Source organism: Nostoc sp. CHAB 5836 (assembly GCF_020829445.1).
Taxonomy (GTDB): Bacteria; Cyanobacteriota; Cyanobacteriia; order Cyanobacteriales; family Nostocaceae; genus Nostoc.
This window is the reverse complement of the sequence record NZ_JAIVFV010000016.1, coordinates 42,304-66,182: the sequence shown is the minus strand read 5'-3', so window position 1 is coordinate 66,182 and position 23,879 is coordinate 42,304. Positions and strand designations below refer to the sequence as shown.

At 40.9% G+C, this 23,879-nt stretch carries 18 protein-coding genes and 2 pseudogenes; 12 read left to right on the top strand and 8 right to left on the bottom strand.

Going from position 1 to position 23,879, the window contains the following annotated elements; translation table 11 throughout:
- The 6 genes from LC605_RS05565 to LC605_RS05540 all read left to right on the top strand — a co-directional run.
- Nucleotides 1-340, top strand: a 340-nt coding sequence (locus LC605_RS05565; RefSeq protein WP_229546566.1) for an HpsJ family protein, incomplete at its 5' end; no start/stop codon positions are given.
- A 248-nt stretch (nt 341-588) separates the two neighbouring features.
- Nucleotides 589-1,470 (top strand): glycosyltransferase family 2 protein, encoded by an 882-nt coding sequence (locus tag LC605_RS05560; protein WP_229546565.1) that lies wholly within the window; start codon nt 589-591, stop codon nt 1,468-1,470.
- A 1,032-nt stretch (nt 1,471-2,502) separates the two neighbouring features.
- The gene (locus LC605_RS05555) at nt 2,503-3,201 is read left to right on the top strand and encodes a DUF502 domain-containing protein (RefSeq protein ID WP_229546564.1); all 699 of its coding nucleotides are present in this window, start codon (nt 2,503-2,505) and stop codon (nt 3,199-3,201) included.
- Between the two features lie 122 nt (nt 3,202-3,323).
- Nucleotides 3,324-3,974, top strand: a complete 651-nt coding sequence (gene nusB, locus LC605_RS05550) for a transcription antitermination factor NusB (protein WP_229546563.1) — start codon at nt 3,324-3,326, stop codon at nt 3,972-3,974.
- 369 nt (nt 3,975-4,343) lie between these two features.
- Nucleotides 4,344-5,999 carry a signal recognition particle-docking protein FtsY gene (gene ftsY / locus LC605_RS05545; RefSeq protein WP_229546562.1) on the top strand — a complete coding sequence of 552 codons (1,656 nt, stop codon included), beginning with the start codon at nt 4,344-4,346 and terminating at the stop codon, nt 5,997-5,999.
- Nucleotides 6,000-6,970: 971 nt separating this feature from the next.
- Nucleotides 6,971-8,362, top strand: a complete 1,392-nt coding sequence (locus LC605_RS05540; RefSeq protein WP_229546561.1) for a PP2C family protein-serine/threonine phosphatase — start codon at nt 6,971-6,973, stop codon at nt 8,360-8,362.
- Between the two features lie 830 nt (nt 8,363-9,192).
- On the opposite strand, the gene LC605_RS05535 is transcribed toward LC605_RS05540, so the two are convergent.
- From LC605_RS05535 to LC605_RS05520, 4 genes are all read right to left on the bottom strand, one after another.
- Nucleotides 9,193-9,477, bottom strand: a complete 285-nt coding sequence (locus tag LC605_RS05535; protein WP_229546560.1) for a hypothetical protein — start codon at nt 9,475-9,477, stop codon at nt 9,193-9,195.
- Between the two features lie 22 nt (nt 9,478-9,499).
- Nucleotides 9,500-12,187 carry an NACHT domain-containing NTPase gene (locus LC605_RS05530; protein WP_229546559.1) on the bottom strand — a complete coding sequence of 896 codons (2,688 nt, stop codon included), beginning with the start codon at nt 12,185-12,187 and terminating at the stop codon, nt 9,500-9,502.
- A gap of 39 nt (nt 12,188-12,226) precedes the next feature.
- Nucleotides 12,227-12,529 (bottom strand): trypco2 family protein, encoded by a 303-nt coding sequence (locus LC605_RS05525; RefSeq protein WP_229546558.1) that lies wholly within the window; start codon nt 12,527-12,529, stop codon nt 12,227-12,229.
- Nucleotides 12,530-12,715: 186 nt separating this feature from the next.
- Nucleotides 12,716-13,711: a carboxylesterase gene (locus LC605_RS05520; protein WP_229546557.1), complete on the bottom strand. Its 996-nt coding sequence runs from the start codon at nt 13,709-13,711 to the stop codon at nt 12,716-12,718.
- Nucleotides 13,712-14,388: 677 nt separating this feature from the next.
- On the opposite strand from LC605_RS05520, the pseudogene LC605_RS05515 reads away from it, so the two are divergent.
- Nucleotides 14,389-14,484 (top strand): annotated as a pseudogene (locus LC605_RS05515) (DUF4277 domain-containing protein); the annotation flags it as partial.
- A 137-nt stretch (nt 14,485-14,621) separates the two neighbouring features.
- Here LC605_RS05515 and LC605_RS05510 read toward each other — a convergent pair.
- Both LC605_RS05510 and LC605_RS05505 read right to left on the bottom strand, forming a co-directional pair.
- Nucleotides 14,622-14,927: pseudogene (locus LC605_RS05510) on the bottom strand (hypothetical protein); the annotation flags it as partial.
- 287 nt (nt 14,928-15,214) lie between these two features.
- Entirely contained in the window at nt 15,215-16,498 is a 1,284-nt protein-coding gene (locus LC605_RS05505; protein WP_229546556.1) for an ankyrin repeat domain-containing protein, read from the bottom strand.
- 195 nt (nt 16,499-16,693) lie between these two features.
- On the opposite strand from LC605_RS05505, the gene LC605_RS05500 reads away from it, so the two are divergent.
- Nucleotides 16,694-17,164 (top strand): DUF4079 domain-containing protein, encoded by a 471-nt coding sequence (locus LC605_RS05500; RefSeq protein ID WP_229546555.1) that lies wholly within the window; start codon nt 16,694-16,696, stop codon nt 17,162-17,164.
- Nucleotides 17,165-17,228: 64 nt separating this feature from the next.
- Here LC605_RS05500 and LC605_RS05495 read toward each other — a convergent pair whose 3' ends face one another.
- Complete coding sequence (locus LC605_RS05495) at nt 17,229-17,903, bottom strand: DUF1997 domain-containing protein (protein ID WP_229546554.1); 675 nt, start codon at nt 17,901-17,903, stop codon at nt 17,229-17,231.
- Nucleotides 17,904-18,081: 178 nt separating this feature from the next.
- On the opposite strand from LC605_RS05495, the gene LC605_RS05490 reads away from it, so the two are divergent.
- The 3 genes from LC605_RS05490 (at nt 18,082) to LC605_RS05485 (ending at nt 20,944) form a co-directional block, all read left to right on the top strand.
- Nucleotides 18,082-18,738: an NAD(P)H-binding protein gene (locus tag LC605_RS05490; RefSeq protein ID WP_229546553.1), complete on the top strand. Its 657-nt coding sequence runs from the start codon at nt 18,082-18,084 to the stop codon at nt 18,736-18,738.
- A 166-nt stretch (nt 18,739-18,904) separates the two neighbouring features.
- Nucleotides 18,905-19,027 carry a hypothetical protein gene (locus LC605_RS32810; protein WP_267868423.1) on the top strand — a complete coding sequence of 41 codons (123 nt, stop codon included), beginning with the start codon at nt 18,905-18,907 and terminating at the stop codon, nt 19,025-19,027.
- 114 nt (nt 19,028-19,141) lie between these two features.
- Entirely contained in the window at nt 19,142-20,944 is a 1,803-nt protein-coding gene (locus LC605_RS05485; RefSeq protein WP_229546552.1) for an iron uptake porin, read from the top strand.
- Nucleotides 20,945-21,328: 384 nt separating this feature from the next.
- Here LC605_RS05485 and LC605_RS05480 read toward each other — a convergent pair whose 3' ends face one another.
- Nucleotides 21,329-22,300, bottom strand: coding sequence for an RsmB/NOP family class I SAM-dependent RNA methyltransferase (locus LC605_RS05480; RefSeq protein WP_229546551.1), 972 nt, complete (start codon nt 22,298-22,300; stop codon nt 21,329-21,331).
- Nucleotides 22,301-22,447: 147 nt separating this feature from the next.
- Here LC605_RS05480 and LC605_RS05475 point away from each other — a divergent pair, with 147 nt between their 5' ends.
- A complete protein-coding gene (locus tag LC605_RS05475; RefSeq protein ID WP_229546550.1) occupies nt 22,448-23,869 on the top strand; it encodes a DUF2157 domain-containing protein in 1,422 nt (473 codons plus the stop codon).
- The last annotated feature ends 10 nt before the right edge of the window (nt 23,870-23,879 follow it).

Here is a 23,879-nt window from a genome sequence, read left to right as displayed (position 1 = left end):
CCTCAAAGATGAGCAAAGATATAAGCAAGCCCTTGAGAGCGCTCAAATTCCCGCAAATATCAAAGAGTTGCTCAAGAAAGCTAAAACAGATCCCCAAGTACTTGACAAAGCTATCGAACAACAAACAGATATTCAGACACTGCGAACTCAACAACTGAGCCAAGTTCGTCAGCGCAGAGACGAAGCAGAGAAACAAGCTAAAGATACTGCTTGGAAGTCTGGACTGCGGATTGGGATTAGCAGTTTGCTATTGTCCATTGGTTACATTATCATCGGCTGGACAGGCTTAAGAGGTAGCGGTGCTGTACAAGGTGGTAAACCTAGAGCGACTGCACGCTAATTCATTATTGACATGGCAGTAGGAGGTATCTAAAAATTCTTGACGGCTGATACTGCCATGTGCCTAATAGCTAATAACAATAAGTACGTTGGTGCGAAAAAAGTCAAGTATGTTACGAAACATAAATAAGCTTAAAACCTTTACTAATGACCAATGACAAATGACAGCCTTAGCCAGTTAACTTTAGTTGCGCCGACCTACTTAAAAAGGCAATGATCACTCAGTAAAATCGCTATAAAACTTGGGTAATGTTCTCAATTTACATACTGACATATAACGAAGAACTAGATATTGCTGCTTGTATCGAATCGGCGATGCCATCAGATGACATCATTGTGGTGGATTCATGCAGTAGCGATCGCACTGTGGAAATCGCCAGCCGCTATCCCATCCGCGTCGTCCAACACGCTTTTGAAAGCCACGGACGCCAACGCACCTGGATGTTAGAGTCTATCCCTCCGAAGCATGAATGGGTTTACATTCTCGAAGCTGACGAGCGCATGACACCAGAACTGTTTGCGGAATGCCAAAAGGTAAGTCAGAATCCAGATTACATCGGTTACTACGTGGCTGAACGTGTCATGTTCATGAATCGCTGGATTCGCTACAGCACACAGTATCCCCGTTACCAAATGCGACTCTTCCGCCACGGGAAAGTGTGGTTTACAGACTACGGTCACACTGAACGGGAAGTTTGTGAGGGTGCAACTAGCTTTTTAAAAGAAACATACCCTCACTACACTTGTAGCAAAGGTTTGAGTCGCTGGATTGACAAGCATAACCGTTATTCTACAGATGAGGCTCAAGAAACATTGTATCAATTGGAGCAAGGCAAGGTAAACTGGAGAGATTTATTCTTCGGCAAATCGGAAGTCGAAAAACGCCGCGCCCTGAAAGATTTGTCTTTGCGTTTACCCGCCAGACCGTTGCTACGGTTTGTATATATGTATTTTATCTTAGGCGGCTGTTTAGATGGACGCGCCGGAATCGCTTGGTGTACATTGCAAGCATTCTACGAGTATCTGATTTTGCTCAAAGTCTGGGAAATTAAGTATCTACCAAAACCTAATTTAGACGCAACGGCAATTCTCGAAAAATCCAGTTCCCTCCCCGATTTCGGGGAGGGTTAGGGTGGGGTTCTTTATTATGCAGCTTCATATTAAATAGTGTAATTACTAAGTTTTTGTGATTGTCGTAGTTGCAGATTATGCTTGTGCATCTTCATTTTTAAGTTATTTTACTGTTTTTATGTATATTTAATAGCTTTTTTATGTCTAAAAAACAGTAAAAACCGATTGTGACAGTTGAGAGTGCGGAATGTAGGTTAATAGGACTTACGCAATAACTCTCTGAAACTTTTATGCCTTCTCTGCCAGACGCTGCGCGAACGTGTCATTTGCCTCCAAGACCGCACTGGCTGCCCTTAATCCCCTCCCCGTGAACGGGGCTACGGGGCTACGGTGTATACACAAGTTACTTATTTTGCTCAAAGCGCTCTCAGACCTAACAAGAACAGCCCCAACCCTACGAGGGAAAGGGAGTCAATGTTCAAAGCCCCTCTGTGCGTCGGAGAGGGGTTTGGGGAGAGGTCTACCGACTTGTGTATACACAGTAACCCCTACGGCGTGTTACATCTAAACAAAAAATACCAGAATAAATTAATGTTCATAACAGAACATTTTCATAAAAGCCTCTTCTGCTTAACTGATCAGATAAAATAATCCCTTAGTTTACCTAGTCGTACTTTCGCAACCGTGAGCAACTTTTGATTGAGCGCGGTAGATTAGTAATACCTCAGAGACTTGCAACATTCATTTACAAGTCTTATAAAGAAAAGTAACATCCTCTTGGCGCAAGAGCTTGGAATACAATTATTTTTTTGACTTTTGAATGCGTGACTTTTGACTTTTGCCACTAGCCTTTTGGAAAGTTACTTGCGGTAAAAACTTCCTAAAGCTCAAGTCTTCGGAATTGGACGAATCTGCTGGTATAAGTAAGTTGGCGCGAAAAAACCTAAATATGTTACGAAACGTAAATAGGCTTAAAACCCTTGTAAATGACGAAGGACAAATGACAGCCTTAGCCAGTTAGCTTTAATTACGCCGACCGACTTAGATACCAATAACAAAAGTTCCTCTAGCTTAAAACAGGAGAATCGGGGCTTGGTAATCGATCGCCTAAAACAGGACTTAAAAAACGACCTGATTGCTGGTTTGTTGGTAGTAATTCCCTTAGCAACCACTATCTGGCTGACAATTACCATTGCTACTTGGGTAATCAACTTCCTCACCCAAATTCCCAAACAACTTAATCCTTTTGATGGATTAAATCCACTTCTAGTAAATTTACTGAATTTATTAGTAGGATTAGCTGTGCCACTACTAAGTATTCTATTGATGGGCTTAATGGCTCGGAATATTGCTGGACGATGGTTGTTAGATTTTGGTGAGCGGTTATTACAGGCAATTCCTTTAGCAGGACAGGTATACAAAACTCTAAAACAGCTTTTAGAAACAATCCTAAAAGATTCTAATGGCAAGTTTCGCCGTGTAATTTTGGTAGAGTATCCTCGCCGAGGAATTTGGGCGATCGCCTTTGTCACTGGTGCAATCAGCAGTGATATTCAAGCCCAAATGTCTCGCCCCGTGCTAAGTGTTTTTATCCCCACTACCCCGAATCCAACTACGGGATGGTACGCAGTCGTTCCTGAAGACGAGGTGGTTAACCTCTCCATGTCCATTGAAGACGCTTTTAAAATAGTTGTATCAGGTGGCATTGTCGCGCCCAATACACCCTTGGTTTTCCCGAAAGAGTCCCACGACGAAATCAAGCAGCAGGTTATTCCCGTCGAAGAAATTTGAAATCAATCTGGCATGGTTACAAGCAAATACGCAATGTTGTTGTTTGACTGTGCAAAAATTGATATTATGGAAAGTTTGTCCAGTCTAATTAATCACATCTCGCACAATCACCCCTCAGTTTTATGCAACCTCGTAAACCCCAGCAAATTGCTCGTGAATTAGCGCTTTTAAGCCTTAGCCAATTGCCAGTCAACCCAAAGAAATTAGAGAAATTGGAAGAGGATCAACTAGTATCCAAGTTGATGCTAGGAGCAGTACGCACTCTCACCTCAGAAGTACAAGATACCCTCGATAATGCCGCAGGTGAACTGCAACGCAGTAACGATCGCCTCTTAAGTAGCCAAACTCGAGCCTCCGACCTGAATATTGCCAGAACAATGCTGCAAGAAGCGATCGCCTGCACCCAGACAGCAATTAATCAGTTGGGTACGGCAGTTGATTTCCCAGTATTGATTCAGTTAGCTAATCAGGACAAGGGAGTCCGGAATTACGCTAAAGAGCTTGTAATTACCGTCAACGAAAATCGACACATTATAGATGAACTCCTTACTACTGCCTTAGTAGATTGGCAAGTAACTCGCCTCGCTCAAATTGACCGCGATATCCTGCAAATCGCTGTGGCAGAAATGAAGTTCTTAGGAGTTCCAGACAGTATCGCCATCAACGAAGCTGTGGAGCTAGCCAAACGGTACAGTGGAGACGATGGTCATCGGTTTATTAACGGTGTTTTGCGCCGAGTTACTGAGCAGAAAAAACAGCATAGCCTTTTATAGTTACTTGCGAAAGTGAGGGGTATGAGGGAGTGCTGAGTTAGGAGTTAGGAGTTAGGAGTTAGGAGTTATTATTCTGCCCTAGACCTCGCCTCTTGTGCCCAATGCCCAATGCCCCAAGTTAAATTAAACTCATAACTTATAACTTATACTCATATAGCAGTCCGATTTGATTTATGAACAAAATTCAGTTGTAGGGTGCGTTAGCGACAGCGTAACGCACCATTCTTAAGGATTTGGTGCGTTACGTTGTCGCTAACGCAACGCCAGTTAGCTCAAGTTGGGAAACCCGCCCACACGACTGGCTCCTCTACGTATCTACGTATCTTTTCAAAAATCAAATAGTAGTCCCATATAACTAATACTGCTGCAATGGTTTTTAATTGGTTCCGTCGTCAATATAACGATTCCTCTGACACTCCCTCTGAGAAGAAGCAGGAAGAAACTCCTCCTGTACAAGAACCTCAGCCAGAGCCAGCTGAAACATCAACACTAACTGCTGAAACTGCACCAGACACGACGGCAGACTTGTTAGCGTTTGCGAAAGCTGCCTACAAAAATATTCAGCAAAAACAACAAGCTGAGATAGTAGAATCCCCTGCTGATTCAGCAGATACCTCAGCACCATCAGCACAACCGGAAGTGGCCATTGCGGAAATCACTGAACTAGAAGCAACTGAGGAATTTATTAGTACAACCGTAGAAACAGCACAGCCAGAAGTTATTCCACCTGCTACGGAGGCAGAACTTACAGAAGATTCCTCAGTAGCAGCAATTGCTGAAGAGCCAGATGTTTCCAGTCCAGAACTAACAGTAAATCAAGCTGAACCAACACTCACCGAACCAGTAGCTACGCCAGAGGTAACACAACCAACAGCACTATCCTTCTTGGAACGGGCGGCGGCAGAACGGCAAGCCAAGCTAGAACAACTAATGGCCACCGCCATTGAAGTTCCAGAGCCGGAGGTAGTACAACCAGTAGCTGTAACTTTAGAGACAGGAGAGGAAATTCCCGGACTGGAATTTGATGATGGGTTTGTCTGGTCGGCAAAAGTTCTAGCAGCTCAAGGTAGAAGTGCAGAAGACGTTTCTATTGAAGAAATTACCTGGCTGAAAAAGCTCCGGCAAGGGTTAGACAAAACTCGTCGTAGTATTCTTAACCAACTGAAGGCGATCGTTGGTCAAGGGCCCCTTAACCTTGCTGCCGTGACGGAAATTGAGGCATTGCTGTTGCAAGCTGATGTGGGTGTAGAGGCGACAGACTTTATTATCAATGCTCTACAGAAAAAACTTCGAGAAGAAGTCACCGCACCTGAAGAAGCGATCGCTTACCTGAAAAAAATCCTCCGGGATATGCTGGATGCACCAAGCAAAACATCCCACAAAACTAGTTTTACTCCAGAAAAAGAAACCTTAAATATTTGGTTAATCACTGGGGTAAATGGTGCCGGTAAAACTACCACTATCGGCAAAATTGCCCACTTGGGACAAAAATCTGGCTACAAGTGCTTGATTGGAGCAGCAGACACCTTCCGCGCCGCCGCAGTGGAACAGGTGAAGGTTTGGGGTAGTAGAAGTGGTGTGGAAGTCATTGCCAATCCGGGAAAGAATACAGATCCAGCAGCAGTTGTATTTGATGCGATCGCAGCCGCCCAAGCGCGTCAAACCGAATTACTTCTCGTAGATACAGCTGGGCGACTGCAAAACAAGAAAAATTTAATGGACGAACTCGGTAAAATCCGGCGAATTATCGACAAAAAAGCCCCAAATGCCAAAGTAGAATCTCTTTTGGTTCTAGATGCCACTTTAGGTCAAAATGGACTGCGGCAAGCCGAAGTATTCTCCCAAGCTGCCCAACTAAGTGGCGTTGTCCTAACCAAGCTCGATGGCACAGCCAAAGGCGGCGTTGCCCTCGCCGTTGTGCAACAGTTAGGTTTACCCATTCGCTTTATTGGTGCTGGCGAAGGAATTGAAGACCTGCGCCCCTTTTCCAGCTATGAGTTTGTCGAAGCTCTCTTGAGTGGCTAATTGAAAAATTTGGTGTGAAAAATTTTTGTTGAGAAATTGATCAATTTAGGGATAACTGATCTGGTATTATCACTTGAGCTAAGTAACTCGATGCAAATAATCATCACTGGTTTGTAGTTGCCCTTTAGCGCTAAAGCCCAACCACGAGCCAAATACAGAGATTTTACTTTTCGTTACATAGTTTGGTTTTTCTCGCCGACTTACTTAAGCACCCTGCGCGTACCTTCCTTCCTTAAGATTAATAGTCTGTCAAGTTTCAATTGATGGGTAAGCAAGTTCCTAGTAAGGACTAAAGTCCTTACTACAAACCTTCAAAACTAAGTACATTGGTGCGAAAAAACTTAAGTATGTTACGAAACGTAAATAATCTTAAAACCCTTACTAATGACAAATGACCAATGACAAATGACAGCCTTAGCCAGTTAACTTTAATTGCGCCGACTTACTTAGCTTCAGGTGTTTGCCCAGCCTCAACATGAGGAAAAGGACGGCTTGCGATCGTCAGAACGTTGCAGAATCGTCCACTGTAGACTCAAAAAGCCAATTGGTGTAAGTAAGCTAGTTCAACACTTCCAAGTGTATTCTCAGCTTTTACTTGCGAAAGTATCTACAGATATTTTTTTCTGTACCAAATCGAGAGGTTTCAATAATTATTCTTTGAAAAAAGTATTTTTATGAGTGTTAGAGATATGCTTTGGAAATGGAAGTTATGAAAAAATGAAAAAATTTCGGAAATATCAGCAAAAATAGTAATTTTTACGGGCGGTGTTTAGACTAAAAATACACGATTTGAAATGACTAATATTCCATTGGAAAGACAAAAAGCAAATAAAATACTTATAAAATTTGCCTGTTACGTCTTTATACTCTTGCTAAAATGACAACTCTTGTCTAAATATGGTTTAGCAATGCCAAAACTAAAAGATTTATAAGTAATCTAAAATCTGCCAATATAAAGTGCAATAGTACCCGTGCCTGTGTCTCAACTGCCCTCTCAACCGACTGACAACAATAGTAGTGCCGCGACGGATGTCACACCAGTCGTGGCACTCAAAGAACTCGTGGCAAGGTTGCACCGCGAACAGAACAAAATTCAAGATTTGCTAAGTTCTTTAGGATTTGCCCTGAGAAGTTTCAATAATTTGAATCAGTTTTTGGAACTGATTCCGTTGATGGCAACAAGAGTCACAGATGCAGATGGCAGCGCCCTGTTTCTCTACAAACCTAATGGTCAAGTCAGGTTAGAACAGTTACATTGGCAAGATAGTCGCCAGCGAAAGGATATCCGCAAAGCGTTAGAAATAGCCAGCAGTCAAATTAGGCTGATGTCCAATAGTGCCCCCTTAGCTAGTGCTACAGGGATTTTGGATGACCAGATGCATCGCTATTTAGGGCCAGATGTGCAAATTTTTGGTACAGCGATTCTGGTGAAGCATACAGAACGGGGATGGCTCTACGTCTTGAGCCGCGATCCAGAATATAGTTGGACAGAAACTAGGCAAAAGTTAGTTAGGTTAGTGGCAGACCAAACAGCAGTAGCGATCGAAAACGATGAACTAGCTGTAGAACTAAGAAAAAAAGAACGCCTAGACCAAGAACTAGAAATTGGCGCAGAAATTCAACGACGACTTTTGCCACGTCAATGCCCCACCGTGCCTGGTGCAGTCCTGGCGGCACGTTGTAAACCTGCCAATCGCGTTGGCGGAGACTACTACGACTTTATTGCTACCAATCACAATAAGATTCAGCCTAAGACCAAAAGCAGCACAGAAACTAGTCGCTGGGGTTTGGTTATTGGAGATGTCATGGGCAAAGGTGTCCCCGCCGGGCTGATTATGACGATGATGCGGGGAATGCTACGGGGAGAAGTGCTACATGGTAATTCCCCAGCCAGAATTCTGCAAAACTTAAATAGAGTTATGTATGCGGATTTGGAAAATTCCCACCGCTTTGTAACGCTATTTTATTCAGAATATAATCCCCACAGCCGAATTTTATCTTATAGCAATGCAGCACACAATCCTCCCTTGTGGTGGCACGCAGCTACAAAAACTGTCAGCCGTTTAGATACCTTGGGAATGCTAATCGGTTTGGATGCTAACAGCCAATATGAAGATGCCCAAGCACAGTTAGAGCCTGGGGATACAATTATTTACTATACAGATGGCTTGACCGATGCTGCTGCTGCTGCTGGCGATCGCTTCGATGAAGAAAACTTTGTCACTAGCTTCAATACAGCTTGTAAGTACTGCAATGGCCCACAGGAGATTGTGGATTACCTATTTGACCAAGTTCAGCAATTCATTGGTGATGGTAAGCAAAATACTGATGATATGACACTAGTTGTTCTGCAAATTTTATAGTCATTAGACATAGGAGTGAAAAAGAATTGTTTTGACGTAGCAGTACTACGTCTCTACAAGGGTTCTGGGTAACGCATATTTAATTTCACCAGATGTCTATTAGCTATTTTTACTTAGTACAGCATTTCATAAATACGTGACGAATTGAGCGACTTATTAGTAAGGCTTTGCGAGATTTAATACCGCTACGAACTTGTGAAATTCTGTACTTAGTACAATATTTCATAAATTCGTAGCGAATTCTCTTTGCGTTCCTCTGCGCTTCCCTTTGCGCCCCTTTGCGTTTAAATTTCAACCCTCAATTCACCACGATTTTATGCAAAGCTCTACTTAGTCAAGTCATGAGTCAATGCTTAAGTTCATGATGGACAGGAGATTTATCACTGTGATTAGACTAAATTTAATTTTTTATTTATTTTTTCTGGGAATTTTCGTAGCGATCGCCCAAATGCTCACAGATCAACCTTTTTTGGTGAATAGTTTGTATTTAGCCTTTAGGATGATACATAAAAAATGATCCTTAGAATACTTTTCTCTTAAACTAAAAACTATATATTTTGCACATCTAGCACAGTAGGAAATGCCAAGGGGGAGACCAGGTAAAAGGTAAAAGGTACAAGATAAAAAGTAAAAAGTAAAATTTAATTCTTCATTTTTGCTTTCTTTCTATCCTTGTGACGTAAGCATTAGCCTGCTCTCTCTTGGTGTTTTAATTCTTCTTTTCTCCGCCGTAGTAAGTTCACAACAGCTACGACGGAGTTTTGCTTTCTTTGTTTCTTAAGACAGCTTCGCCATATCTACCCCAACTTGAGATTGTGCTAACTCAATACCTATTCATTCTGCTTTCTTTTAAAGATTTTTTTTCTTAAATTCTTAGCCTTAGTCACCCCTTCCGATCCTGCTAAATAGACACCCAGAAAAAACTGCACCCAGCTAATAGCATATATTATTCCTCCCATTGCCAAAAACTTTTTTTTGCCTGTTATGGCAGCCAAGAAAGCACATAAAGATATACCTCCCCAAGCTAGCGGGGAACTGGTGACTAGAAGAATTAGACCTATCCATCCTTTTCGTTGTCTAAGCAATTCACTGAATCTCTTAGATTTTCTACCCATGATAGTTTAACCTTTAAAGGAGTCAGGAATCAGAATCCTTAATGGCTGACTTTTTACTTCTTTCAGTCAAATATTCTTGGAACTCTTGATGAAAAAATTGATACCCACCACCGGACTTTTGTAACAAGACAATCTGACTCGCATAGTCCAGAAATTGAGCATAATTCCAGGGAATTAACTTATTTTTGTAAAGGATAAGACGCAAAGCAAAGTGCTTAATACAGGTTTTACCACTAGAAGAACAAATTGCCAAAAACCATCCTGCAATTAATCCATAACCTATTCCATACTTGATCGCTGAAACCATCGGATGTTTTTGGACGAAAAGACCAACTAAGAAAAAAATTAGCCCAATAATTATCCCAGCAATTAATCCAACAAGTTGAGTATTTCTGAGCGAGTTCCAGATGCCTTGATTCGGATCTATTTGGCTGGAGAGTTCTCCAATGGCTAAATTAGCAGTAAATCCATATACTAACCAGATAATCGCTGCAACAAGTAACGTATAAATTAATACCAAAGCGATTAGATTGATTGAGTCTAAGTGACGGATAATATTTTTCTCAATACCGCTCTTATATAAATCAATTATTCCATGAACCTCAAGCCAAGCAGATGGTAGTGCAACTACTAAGCCAATCAGAAAACAAACTGACCAATTTTGTCTCAGATTTTTAATTATTGCTCCCCAACTCCACACCAGTTTGTTAGCAGGGTTAATTTCTTTTCCTTGATTTCTCCTAAAAAGATAATCCCACACATAAAATAATGGAACACAAAATCCACCCAGTAGTCCAGTACACAGAGTATATTTCCAATTATCGACTGGTTGTAGTGGAATATGAACAAATCCAATTAAAGAACTAAATAGTCCACTAATCAGTAAGACTCCAAAATAATAATCTTGTTTTTGAGTTCGAGAGTCTAACCAGTTCGGCTGCATATTTTCAATAAAAAATATACTGTCTTTATATTTTTCTGACTGCATTTTTTGTGCTAACCAAGTTAGATTAGTCAGCGTTTTTCTTTGCAGCATCTTCAGCCTCTCATCAGTATTATTTACCTTTTTGAGGATTGAATATTTTGAAGCTTTATCTAGATATTTAATATGGCTGTTTTTGATGCTGTAAATATAGCTAATATATTGCTCAAATAACTTTTTTTTCCATAGTTTAATGCTGATATTGTCTTCTTGAAGTAATCGATTAAAAATATCCTTATTATAAACTTTTACAATGATACTGAGCCATAAGGGTAATTTAACTAGCCCTTTTATTGTATTATCCTGAGAAATTATTTCTTTCAAGCCGTCCAATCTGTTGTCTTTATTTAACTTCTTTAAATAACTCTCAATCTTTTCTTCTGTTAGGGGTTTTAATTTAACTGCTTTATCAAAGTTTAAAAGTGAGTTATTAGAATATTTTTGGTCTTGCTGACATCGGCTACAAACAACGATTTGTCGCTTTATGTCAGTGAAATTGTTCAAAAAATCAATACAACGATCTCGATCTTGGCTTGGAACTAGATCTAACCCGTCTAACAGTATAACCAGCTTATTATCATCAACCAACAACTTGCCGTCTTCTTCAGGAACCTTATAATCCATATCTAATCGCTCTATTAGCCAATCTCTTATATCTTTGCCATTTGACCAAGAAGATAGGTAAAAGATGACAGGGATTTTTTCTTCAGGTTCGTCACTGGCACGCGTAATCAAAGTGTTAGTAAGTTCCATTAAAGTTATACTTTTCCCAGATCCTGCCTCTCCCAAAATCAGCAGACAATTGTTTTCGTCAAAGAGATCAATTACTTTAGTTTTTTGTAGTTCTTTACTTGATTCCTGCGATAGGTAATTGGATGCTTCTTGACTAATTGCTTCAGGTATTTCTTCTAAACATAATTGAATAATCTCCAACTCATCGGCGAGCTTTGGCTTGACCCACTGATTCTTGACTAACTTAAGCAAATTTTGACGCAATTCACTCTCTCCCTTAGAGAGAGCAGTGGAACTTCGAGAAGGTTGATTTATAACGTTTGTTTCAATCTCTTCAAGAAATAGCGACTTATTCGATTCGCCAAGGACAAGCTCACAAAATTCCTTATCAGTAGCTACAGATGAAATAGGTGTCGCCCACAATAACTTCTCACCAAAACTCTTGTTAGTTTCAACAACGACACCAACTAGAAAATCATCAACAAATAATGCAGTTCCGCTAATTCCTTGCCACTGATTGGGAGAATCTGGAATAGGAGAGGTAACTTGTAGCCGAAGTTGTCCTTCCTTTATACCAGCAATACGGCTCAAGCGTCCTTCAAGTGGTTCAGGATTCTGACGATTTTTAATTTCTTGAGCAAGAGGGAAACCAAATCCCTCGGCTGATAGTGTATTATTTAGTATCTTACCGAAGCAAATAACAGGCTCTTGAGAAGATAGGAATTTTGGCTTATCACTAAGTTTGAGGAGAGCAAGGTCATATTTTGGATCAGGGGCATCCCAACATAAACAGCACGCTTCCTCTATCCAGTCAATTCTTCCCTGAAGATAATCTCCAATGAAACGGATATGGTAACGAGTTCCAAGAATTCCAGGCTGACCAAGCGGAGCAATATTATGGTGAGCAGTCAGAATGATATTATCTCGAATTAGGTAGCCAGTCCCACCTGATTTCTGATGTGGGTTATGTAGTTCTGCAACTCGTCGGGAATCCATGCAATCAAATAGGTAAATTCGACACTATGAAGCAAATTTTCAGCCAGGAAGTTGCTCTTGTAACTTTGAAACTCGAATTGGTTGACCACTTGCATCAACAGCTCTCAATGTAAGCTTGAGCTTATGTTTGCTAGCGTCCTTCGCTTTGGCATCCACACCTCCTCCAAATATATACCAGTTTATTTTTCCAGAAGCACCTGATTCGTCTTCTGCACTTATTTCTAATTCAAGCTCTATCAATTGAGTATCAAATTGCAGATTTTTGTTTTTGCCTTTTTCCTGAGCGAGTCTAAGTTCTTCTCGGAGGTTCTCGATCGCATCACTCAGTTTGATTAAGCCCATGAAGTTCCTCACTTTGCGTTGTATTCCAACTTTATTCTATTAGGAGTTGACTTTATCCGAATGTCACTCAATATAATGTAATAATAATTGGTTCTCACTGTTCGTTAAAAATTTGAATAATAAGGGTTACTCATGTTTTATTTATTTTTATAAAATACAGTAAATATTTTTGATTTAGATTAAATTTTATAGCAACGCCTCAAGAAAATTCAGAATATTTTGAGTGATGATTTCATTATTCATTGGAGATACAATGTCGCCAACAATAATATGATTATAAGGATCTTGGCTTTCATTAATATATATAATTTCCTTCCTATATGTTTTTTGTTGGTTAGTTGTTCCCAATCGACTGAATATATTTTCTATTTTTTTAGTATTAACTACCTGATCTAATGGTGAAAAAATTATTAGGACTGGCTGTTTGATATTTTCAACTTTTGCTTCTCTAGCGATCTTTGCTGTTCCCATCATAGGCAAAAGAGCTTCAACAGGATAACTCGTTGTCCAGTATTTTCCCTGTTCTGGATTTAGAGGTTCCCAACTTCGATTAGAACCTATAAATACTTGTGCTAGAGTTTTGCCCCAAGGCCATAATAGAACATTACTAATGGGTTGTTTAGGACTAAAATTTGGAGATATGGACACTAATCCTACAACATCATCATTCATGTTTTGAACTTCAGATGCTAACCAGAAAGTAAGTGCTGACCCTGTAGAGGAACTTATAATTACTACTTTTTCTCCTATTTTTTTGCCTATTTCAACAGCTTCAACAGTATCATTGATCCAATCATTTACTGATGCTTCCGCTAATGCTTTACTGCCACGACCATGACCTGTTAATCGGGTCTCAAAAAGGTTGGCTTTTAAAGTTTTAGCAATATTTTCACATAAAGGATACATATCCTTTCTCGTTGATGAGAACGCGTGTATATAAACAATTGCTATTTTTGTTTTTTGCTTTTTTAAGGGATTTGCCCAAAGAATAACTTTTTCCGTTCCAGGAATAATGTCGTTAAATTTTTGCTCTGATTCTTTTAAAAAATTGTCTAGTTCTTTAGGTTCTTTAGGTAATTCAACTGATTTTATGGTTGTGTCAATCGGAACTCTAGCTCCAAGAGAAAATACCAGACCCATACAAGAGATTGAGAAAACTGTAATTATCGGCCACTTTTCCATAGGTTATTGATACACCTAATAATCCATTTATACAGTGGATAAGTCTTAAAAGGTAGCCCTTTTAAAGAAACATTTATACTATTAAATAAATAGGCGTTTTAACCAAATTTCTATTTCAACTAATCTTATTAAGCCTTGTTTATTGATTTAGTCAACACAGTTATTTATCTATCACTATTCCCAGGTAAAGTAAACTTATTTACAAAATCTTCAATATGTAACTTTCTGTAAAAGCTAATACATTTTAAAATATTGATAACCAAAAATTTATTATTTGTACAAATGTATTCTATTCACTTATTGAAAAGGACATATCTTGTTAAATTTCGTTTTTTATTCACAAGAATGCAATTCCTTCTTATGCAAGAAATAATTTTGTGATATAGGCTTATCCTGAAATATACATAAGTTAATTTTATGTAAAAGCTGAGGACATCTCTGCTCAACCAACAATCAAGTTCATGAAACCTTTATATTTCACATTCCGCACCCTCAACTGTCACACATCAACAAAAAGCCGAACAGTATGGTAAAAATAATAAATGACTTAAGTAAGTCGGCGTTAAAAAATCCACTTATGTAACGAAGTGTAAAAGCATCTGAGAGCTTATAAATTATTTCTTCCAGGGTTTTTATAAAACTCAACATACCTTGATTTTATCGTGCCGACTTACTTAATAAGTGAAGAGAAAGGAGAAAAAGTCAGTCCAAGTCATGTGGTCAAAGCCATGATTTTGAACGGATTAGGATTTGTATCTAAACCTTTATATATATCAATACAGTTCAGTTAAGCATTTCTTCCCTCTCTTTCTCTCTTCTCTCTGTGCCCTCTGCGCCTCTGCGGTTCGTTAAAGAAAAAGAGTTTTAGCCTTAAGTGAACCGTATTGTTATATATATCTGACTTTTCCCATTAAGTCTCTCTAGCAAGCTGCCAAACTTCACAGAGATCGTGCAATTTTAACCAGCCCCGCCACAGTACTTGGATACCAATAGGGGTTTTATATCGATGTTCTAAGTAACCCCCTAAACGAGTGATCGCTTCCACAGCCCAACTATAGCAGTCGCTAAAGCCGTTAGAGGGTGTTTGCGGGAAACGCGCCTTCAACAGCGTACTTTGTGATTTTATTGCTGTCCTAAACTCCCTGTCCGTTGCTATAACTGTTAATATCTTGGGTAATTTGGGTGATTTAGCTTTCAAAATGCGAACCTGAAGAGGATTGAGAATTTCAATAGCGTCGGCGTTTGGCTCACAAGTCGCAAAATTTTTTTCCACCAGTCCAACATTATTTGTCACCTTTAGCACCCAATTTCAATTACTGTACCCTATGTGCTGTGCTTTATTCAAAATCCTTTGTGAGCAAGCCTTTTGAGACTTAACGGGAAAAGTCAGCTTAATAGGAGCAGGAGTAAAGCCAGAGTATCTGAACGATGATAAACTGGGTAGAGTTGTTAATGATTTGTCAAGATATTTTTGAAAATATTTTAGATGAAGAATTCAGGTGGCTATTCTTGTGCCCCGGCTTTTTGCAAACTCAGCACCACATTCTTATAACCATTAAATTCTGCAATCATCAAAGCAGTATAACCACCCCGGTTTTTCAAATTCACATCTGCCCCAGCTTGGAGTAATAATTGCACAATTTCACCATCGCCTGCTGAGGCAGCCCACATCAATGATGTTGCCCTGGCTGAGTCTTGAAAATTCACATCTGCCCCCTTTGCCAGCAGCAAATGTATAATTTCTGTGTGCTTGCGTTCGGTTGCCTTGATCAAAGCAGTTTTGCCATCATCCCCCGGAGTGTTGGCATCAGCGCCATACTCTAGCAACACCTTCATTGTTTGGGTGTGTCCTTGTGATGCAGCCAACGTCAAAGGTACTTCACCAAGGTTTTTCCCATTAATATCTCCCCCAGAACACAGCAGTGCCTCGACAATTTGGCTGTGTCCCTGGAATGCTGCTACAAGCAGTGGCGTATCACCCAGGTGGTTCCTGATATGGACATTTGCACCTCTGTTAAGTAGTAATTGCACGACATCAATGTAGCCTTCCACAACGGCAAGGTGTAAGGCAGTTTCACCATCTTGATCTTGGAGATTAATCTCGGCACCTCGATCAAGTAAAGCTGCTGCGATCGCACTGTGTCCAGTTGCCACTGCTGCTGATAGGGCAGTTCCACCATCGGCGTTTTTCAAATTCACATCAGCCCCTGCTGCTAGCAGTGCTTCCACAACTTCTAGATATCTCAAGTCTGCCGCTAGCATTAAGAGTGTCTCACCCTCCTGATCTCGGATATTAACATCGAGACCAGTTTGGAGAATTGCTTGTAGAACTTCTATTTTTCCCTGCTTAACGGCGAGTTTCAAGGCAGTATCACGATCTTTATCTGCGATATTAACTTGGGCACCAGCAGCCAATAAGACTCGCACTACATCGATATGACCTTTGACTACTGCTGCCATTAAAGCTGTGCTGCCATCTTCATTAGTGGCATTGACATCAGCACCTTTGGATAGTAGAAGCTGCACAATGTCAAGCTGTTTGGCACTAGCAGCCAACATCAAAGCCGTCAAACCATAGAGTTTTCTGGGCAAGTTGATATTTGCCCCAGCATCCAGCAGCGATCGCACAATTTCGGTGTAGCCTAAATTAGCAGCAAACATTAACGCCGTGGTGCCTTGGCGATCGCACGCGTCCACCAAGGCACCAGCAGCCAGTAGCGCACACAGCCCCTTGATATCGCCACTTTTAGCAGCTTTTAGCAGCAAAGTATCGTTGTTTTCAGTCATGAATGAGATCCCACACAGGGGTTTTGTTCGTCTACCCTCAAAATTTAGTCTGAGATTGTTTATCCACTTTGGCAAGAGGGCGAAGGAAAATAGCAGGGGGAGATGGGAGAGTCTCTTTTAATTTGTGCAACATTAAGCACAGAAAATCGAGTTATGCTAATTTTTATGAAGATTTAATAATTAGGGGAGAACACCATGAGTCCGGAACTTTCTACGTCGGTAAAATATTGGCTGAACTTTTTTCACCCGGTGCTTATGTGGGTGCTATTAGTATTTTCAATTTATGCTGCCTATTTGGGACTACAAGTACAGCGTACCAGAAATGCTCAGGGGGAAGAAAAGAAAGAACTGATTAAAGGTAGATATAACCTCAGACACTACCAAATCGGGTCTATACTCCTAGCTTTGATGGTCACAGGTGCGATTGGAGGGATGGCCGTCACTTACATCAATAATGGTAAGTTGTTTGTACAACCTCACCTGTTAGCAGGACTAGGTATGACAAGTCTAATAGCATTTTCTGCTGCTTTGTCGCCTTATATGCAGAAAGGGGCAAATTGGGCGCGTGCTACTCACATTTTGATCAATTTCACGCTTTTGGGACTTTTTGCTTGGCAGGCTGTTACTGGGGTGCAAATTGTCCAAAGAATTCTCACTAAAGCATAGTCATTTGTCATTTGTCATTAGTCCTTTGTCATTGGTGGATGAGAAATGACAAAGGACTGTTGACTCAGCGCTTTTGCTTGGAATTCCCAGGAAACGGTATTTCTAAAGATTTATGAAAATTTTCCTGAACTTTACGAGTTAAGCGGCGGGAGACTTGACGGACGATTTGATTAAGTAAGCGATCGCCTGTAGATTGAATTATAGACTTAGGTAATCGCTGAATAAATCGGGGAAAGTGAAGATAAACTATCAAATCCAACTCCCATTCCACTCTTGTAACCTCGCCAATACTACTGCAAGCATCGTTTCCGATTAACTGTAGAGATGCGTGATAATCTACGTCATAACCAGGCGGTTGGTAGTCAGGAATGGGGATTGTACGGATGCGGTAAATACCCTCCTCTGGAGGCAACAATTCTAAACCAATCTTCGGTTCTACTTCATAACCAAAAGAACCAAAACGACCAATTATTAAAGCATAGCCATTTTCCCCAAGTGATTGTACCTTCATGGGTTCAGCGCAGCGTGAAAACCATGATGCGTGACCATTGAGATACTCAGCAACCTGATCTACTGGGGCAGCCATTTCCATACAATCTTGATAACGGCCGGAAAATTTGGTCAGCCTCGCTACATTTGTTTCTGTTAACGTGTCCTTGGCTTCTTCTTCGCTAGACGCTACAGGTAAAACTGCTTCTGTTATTTCCCAGGATTTATATTCGCCTTTTTTTGAAAGCATAAATGCATTACTGTATACATTGGCGTTCGTCTATATTAATGATTCCCCACGCGCCTGGGTGATTTCGCATTTAGATCCCATTTTGACCGAAACCTCATTAATCTACCATTACCTCCATAGAATTACTAAAATAAGGAACAGAACAAGCACACAATAGTTTCCCAGGATAGCATTTCTCATGAAAGCATTTGTAGCAGGGGCAACGGGTGAAACAGGTCGCCGGATTGTGCAAGAATTGATAGTGCGGAATATTCCCGTCATCGCTCTGGTGCGGGATATAGATAAAGCTAGGGGTATTCTGTCTCCTGAAGCTGAATTAGTAGTAGGCGACGTTTTACAACCAGAAAGTTTGACTGCTGCCTTGGGAGATAGCACAGTTGTGTTAGTTGCAACTGGGGCAAAACCTAGCTTTGACCCTACTGGCCCCTATAAAGTAGATTTTGAAGGAACTAAAAATTTAGTAGATGCTGCTAAGGCAAAGGGAATTGAGCATTTTGTCTTAGTTTCTTCTTTGTGTACCTCGCAATTATTCCATCCACTGAACTTGTTTTGGTTGATTTTGGTGTGGAAAAAGCAAGCTGAAGAGTATATCCAGAAAAGTGGTCTTACCTATACGATCGTGCGGCCTGGTGGGTTGAAGAATGAAGATAATCCCGACGCGATCGTCATGCAAAGTGCTGATACACTGTTTGACGGTAGTATACCCAGGCAAAAAGTGGCGCAAGTTGCTGTTGAGGCCCTGTTTGAAGCAGATGCACGCAATAAAATTGTCGAAATCGTTGCCAAACCTGAAGCAGCCTCAAAAAGCTTTAAGGAGCTATTTCAACAGTGCTGATCAGCTAAAAACACATCTAATTTGCATAACCAAATTGAATCAAACTCTTGTGGGGTGGACATCTTGTCATTGGTGTCAAGTTAAGAAAAATAGAAACTTGTCAAAGGCAAGAACTCATGATCTCTCTCGCAGCCAGATTGTGTTATCCATGCCAGCGAAAGTATTTTTGAGTATCTCAAACGAGAAATTGGCCTTTGAGGTTGCCAAGCTAAATATCGGAGTGACTTTTGGCAAACAAGGCATCTATCTGCAAGACTTTACGATTCTTCATCCAGGAAAACTCTCTTAGATATAGCTTACGTAACAGCAATCTGATAATGTTTATAATAAGTAGAATAATTGCTTGTTCTCTTTTTCTTGAACCCACTGATTTGGGGTCTTTTTTGGGAAAGGAAAATAAAAAATGTCTCATTTATTGTGGAAAACTCTGGCACTAAGTCCAGTAGTTTTGGGAGTGACGGTGTTAGTTTCCGCTAGAGCTATGGCTGCTGAAGTAGCAAGCTCTTTTGAAGATACAAAGGCAAAAGCTGCTCAGACAGAAGCACCAATAGCTTCTACTGCTTCAATATTGATCCAAACAGAGCAACCAAAAGTTAATCAGCAGTTAGTTGCTCAAAAAACTGATGGAAATCAGGTTTTAGAACAAGTTGATCGCTACAGCAGCGAAGGCAAGAACCAGAATTCACTGTCTCAAGTCACATCGGTTTCTCAGTTTTCTGATGTACAGCCGACTGACTGGGCATTCCAAGCTTTACAATCCCTAGTTGAACGCTACGGTTGTATCGCAGGATACCCCAATAGCACTTATCGTGGCAACCGGGCACTGACTCGTTATGAGTTTGCCGCAGGTTTGAATGCTTGTTTAGATCGGGTTAATGAACTGATTGCGACAGCAACTGCTGACTTGGTATCAAAACAGGATTTAGCGACTCTCCAGCGTTTGCAAGAGGAATTTTCGGCAGAACTAGCAACTCTGCGTGGTCGAGTAGATTCTCTAGAAGCACGGACTGCGGAACTAGAAGCAAATCAGTTTTCTACTACCACAAAATTGGTGGGTGAAGCTATTTTTGCCGTTACTGATGTGTTTGGCGGTAATACTGGCGATGCTAACAATACTGTCTTCCAAGATCGGGTACGTTTAGATTTGCAAACCAGCTTCACAGGTAAAGACGTTTTACACACCCGTCTTGCAGCCGGTAATGCTACAGCTTTTAGTCAAGTGGGGAATAATGGTGTTCCTATTACTGGTACTGCTGAAGGTAAACAGACATTTGAACTCGGCAGCACTGATAACAACCGTGTCAATATAGACTGGCTGGCGTATTACGTACCCATAGGCCCAGCCCAAGTTTATTTGGCGGCCACCGGAGGTATTCATAGCGATTATGTTGCCACTAACAACCCTTACTTTGAGGACTATGATGGCGGTAATGGTGCTTTGTCTACCTTTGCTTCTGAAAGTCCGATCTATCGCATTGGTGGTGGTGCAGGTCTAGCACTGACTTTACCCTTTAGTAGCGGTGGCAGCTTTTTCAAACCAAGTTCATTGACTGTAGGCTACTTAGCGTCAAATGCTAATAATCCTGGCCCAAATCAAGGTTTGTTAGAGGGGAACTATGCAGCTCTTGGACAGTTGAACTTTAGTGTTGGCGATCGCTTGGCGATCGCTGCTACCTACGTTCACGGTTATCATGGTGCTGGAAGTATCGGCTTATTTGATGCAGGCGGTGGTTTGACTGCTGGTGCTAGCCGCGTCGTAGGTACTGATCAAGCTAACAGGCTCACTAACAGCCTCAATGATCCAAATGATCTAAACGCATCTTCCAGTAATTCCTATGGGATATCGGCAGCCTTCAGACCGAGCGACAAACTGTCAGTTAGTGGCTTCATTTCTTACCACGATATCTCAGGATTTGGTGCTGGTGATGATTATGAAGCTTGGAGCTACGGTCTTGGGGTAGCCTTGCCTGACTTCGGCAAAAGAGGTAATGTATTGGGTATTTTTGCTGGTGCAGAACCCTATTCCTTTAACCGACCAGGTTTTGCTGGTAATGATATACCTTATCACTTTGAAGGCTTTTACAAGTATCGCGTGTCAGATAACATCTCAATCACCCCTGGTGTGATTTGGTTGACCTCTCCTGGTCAAAACAGCGATAACGATGATGCAATTATCGGTACGCTGAGAACAACTTTCACCTTCTAACAACACGAGCGCCCTTGACTCAGGGCTATTTCATTCTCATCTAGTCCGCCTCAGAATTAATTCTGAGTCTAATAGCGAAAGTCGTCTAAAGACGACTGAGAAAAGGTTATAGTCCGTTTTAACGGACTTTAGCTATAAGAGAGGAACTTCAGTTCCGGGTGGTTTATGTCTAGAATGAAATAGCCCTGGCCCTTGACTACGGGCGCTCGTGTCGCTCACCCCACAAGAAGTAGTTGAGTATTTTTTAAATTGCAAGTCCCTAACTAAGTACAATATTTCATAAATTTGTAGCGAATTCTCTTTGCGTTCCTTTGCGCTTCCCTTTGCGTCCCTTTGCGTTTAAATTTCAACCCTCAATTCGCCACGATTTTATGGAAAGCTGTACTAAGTTAACTTTTTAATATTTTGGTAGATATACAGCGAAGATATTGTATTCAAATCTACTACTTGATCAACATCTTCATCATCATTAGTATTTTGAAACAAGACTGTAAATGCACCAGCGCCTAACTTATCTTGAGGAAACATCCGATAACAAGGCATTGTAGTTAAAGGCGACTGATATTTAGATAAATTACTAATTTCTATTGCCTGAAAGTGGGGAAAGCGTTCCAAAAACCATTCACAAACTTGCTCATTTTCTTCAGGTGAATATGTGCAAGTCATATAAGCAAGATAGCCTCGTGGTGAAACAAGTTTAGCAGAGTTAGCTATGATGCGCTTTTGCCGATTTGCACTCTTATTAATAGCAGTTGGATGAAAACATCCAGGCGCTTTTTCACCTTTAGCAAGTAAAGATTGTCCAGTACAAGGAGCATCTACTATGACTAGATTGCTAGAGCAGGGAAACATTTGGGCAAATATACTCGAATCTCTATTAACCACTGCACTAGGGCTAATCTGGCAACGTTTCAAATTAGAAATTAGCATTCCTAGACGTTTGCCAATTACTTCATTACTGATGAGTAAGTCAGGTTGTAAACCTTTCCAAGCAAAGATACTTTTACCTCCAGGTGCAGCACACATATCAAAAACTAAACGCACTGATTGAGGAATAGCTAATAAAATAGTAGCTGCAAACACTGAAGAAAAATCTAAACAATAAAAATATCCTTTTTCATGCAAGGGATGCTGACCAGGTTTTTCTCCCAGAGATAAGCGGTCTATAAATTGTGGTTGCCAATAGGTTGGTGTTTCCACAGAGAAAGGCGAAATATCGGGCTTTTCTTGACACCAAATAATACTGGGTGAAAAAGCCTGAGGATTCATTAAAGCCTCAATAAATTTTTTTTGCTCATCTAGATTAGTAAACAAACGCCGCGAAACTTTAAGTAATAAATTAGAAGGTTTTTCCATGTAGATTACGAATTAGCTTGTATCAGAATCAAGATAAAACTGTTACACAAGAACAATGTAATTAAGGCTTTTGGCTTCATACTCAAAATATAATGACCGCCATTGGGATCGCAATGGCCAAGCTACCCCACTGCACCGGAGAAGGTCATGATCTTAGATAGTTTTCCACAAAAATTACGAAAAGAAGCACAACTATGGAGGGATGAAGGATTAATTAGTTCTTCGCTGTATGAGCAAATAGCGGAACGTTATCAATTTAAAAACCTGGAAGCTGCTGCACGCGATCGCAATAAAGCCATCGCGATCGCTGTCGGGAGCATACTTTTATGCTTAGGCATAATTACCTTTGTAGCAGGAAACTGGCAGGGAGGGTCACGAGAAGTCAAATTTATTCTGATGATGAGTTTGTTTTTCGCGATCGCGATCGCTGGATTTTACACCTGGAGACCACCTGAAGGAAAGAAACCAGAACGAAGTAAACGCTTACTGGGAGAAGGGTTGCTAATTTTAAGTGCCTTGATTTTCGGTGCAAATTTACTGCTGATGGCCCAGATGTTCAATATTGTTGGTTCAACTTCCCAACTGTTTCTCGCCTGGGGGTTGGGTGTTGTGGTGATGGCCTTCAGCTTGTCCTTAAATTCTTTAGGAATTCTGTCAATTATCCTCGTGGAAATCGGTTACTGGACTGGACTAGAAGACTTGTGGTACTCTTCAGGTGAGTTAACTTGGTCGCGTCTAGTGGTGCAGCATATGCCTTTGCTGGCATGGCTGGTGTTTGTACCCTTAGCCTACTTCTGTCGTTCGCGTTGGATTTTTGGTCTAGCAGCCTTTGTTTTTGCTAGCTCCTTACAAGCTAACCTTAATCCTCTACCACTGCTAAATTATGCTGATATAGCCCCTTGGGTGGCATCTTTTGCTTTTGTACTCCCACCTGCATTATTCTGGAGTTATGATGACTTGCTGTTCCCAACCATAAATTACAGGTTGTTTCAATCTCTGGCCCGTAATTTAGCGTTGGTAAGCTTCGGCGCTGTTTTTTATGTTCTGTCTTTTCGTTGGGTCTGGGAATCTCCAAATTATAATTATAATCAGCCAACGAATTTAACAAACTTATTCGAGTCTCTGCCAATCATCGATTTGGGGATTCTCAGTGGCTTGGCAGTATTGCAATGGTTGTTTCTGCTGCGCCAAAGAAATAACCCTCCCCGCCGCGAAGTTATTTTCAGAACTGCTGTCACTAGTACATTTCTTGTCTTTATTACCCTAGTACCTTTTTGGCATCAAACTATCAGCCGGATTGATGAACTTGGCATTTTTATTTTCAATGTACTTCTAGCAACATTAGCCTGGGGACTAATTCAAGAAGGATTGAAATTAAGCAACAGAAGTTCCTTTTGGGGCGGTATGCTGTTAATTACACTGCAAATTATCAGTCGCGTGCAAGAGTATGACACCGACTTACTTTTCAGGTCACTGGTCTTTGTCTTGTGCGGTTCTGCCTTAATTAGCGCCGGACTCTGGTTTGAACGCCGCTTACCTGGTGGCTCTAGCTCTACGAGTAAAAAGTAGGGCAAAAAAT

Excerpts from the sequence above, each read along its gene's own strand:
- LC605_RS05560 (WP_229546565.1), top strand. The coding sequence starts at position 589 with ATGTTCTCAATTTACATACTGACATATAACGAAGAACTAGATATTGCT.
- nusB (WP_229546563.1), top strand. The coding sequence starts at position 3,324 with ATGCAACCTCGTAAACCCCAGCAAATTGCTCGTGAATTAGCGCTTTTA.
- ftsY (WP_229546562.1), top strand. The coding sequence starts at position 4,344 with ATGGTTTTTAATTGGTTCCGTCGTCAATATAACGATTCCTCTGACACT.
- LC605_RS05535 (WP_229546560.1), bottom strand. The coding sequence starts at position 9,477 with ATGGGTAGAAAATCTAAGAGATTCAGTGAATTGCTTAGACAACGAAAA.
- LC605_RS05530 (WP_229546559.1), bottom strand. The coding sequence starts at position 12,187 with ATGGATTCCCGACGAGTTGCAGAACTACATAACCCACATCAGAAATCA.
- LC605_RS05525 (WP_229546558.1), bottom strand. The coding sequence starts at position 12,529 with ATGGGCTTAATCAAACTGAGTGATGCGATCGAGAACCTCCGAGAAGAA.
- LC605_RS05520 (WP_229546557.1), bottom strand. The coding sequence starts at position 13,711 with ATGGAAAAGTGGCCGATAATTACAGTTTTCTCAATCTCTTGTATGGGT.
- LC605_RS05505 (WP_229546556.1), bottom strand. The coding sequence starts at position 16,498 with ATGACTGAAAACAACGATACTTTGCTGCTAAAAGCTGCTAAAAGTGGC.
- LC605_RS05500 (WP_229546555.1), top strand. The coding sequence starts at position 16,694 with ATGAGTCCGGAACTTTCTACGTCGGTAAAATATTGGCTGAACTTTTTT.
- LC605_RS05495 (WP_229546554.1), bottom strand. The coding sequence starts at position 17,903 with ATGCTTTCAAAAAAAGGCGAATATAAATCCTGGGAAATAACAGAAGCA.
- LC605_RS05490 (WP_229546553.1), top strand. The coding sequence starts at position 18,082 with ATGAAAGCATTTGTAGCAGGGGCAACGGGTGAAACAGGTCGCCGGATT.
- LC605_RS05485 (WP_229546552.1), top strand. The coding sequence starts at position 19,142 with ATGTCTCATTTATTGTGGAAAACTCTGGCACTAAGTCCAGTAGTTTTG.
- LC605_RS05480 (WP_229546551.1), bottom strand. The coding sequence starts at position 22,300 with ATGGAAAAACCTTCTAATTTATTACTTAAAGTTTCGCGGCGTTTGTTT.
- LC605_RS05475 (WP_229546550.1), top strand. The coding sequence starts at position 22,448 with ATGATCTTAGATAGTTTTCCACAAAAATTACGAAAAGAAGCACAACTA.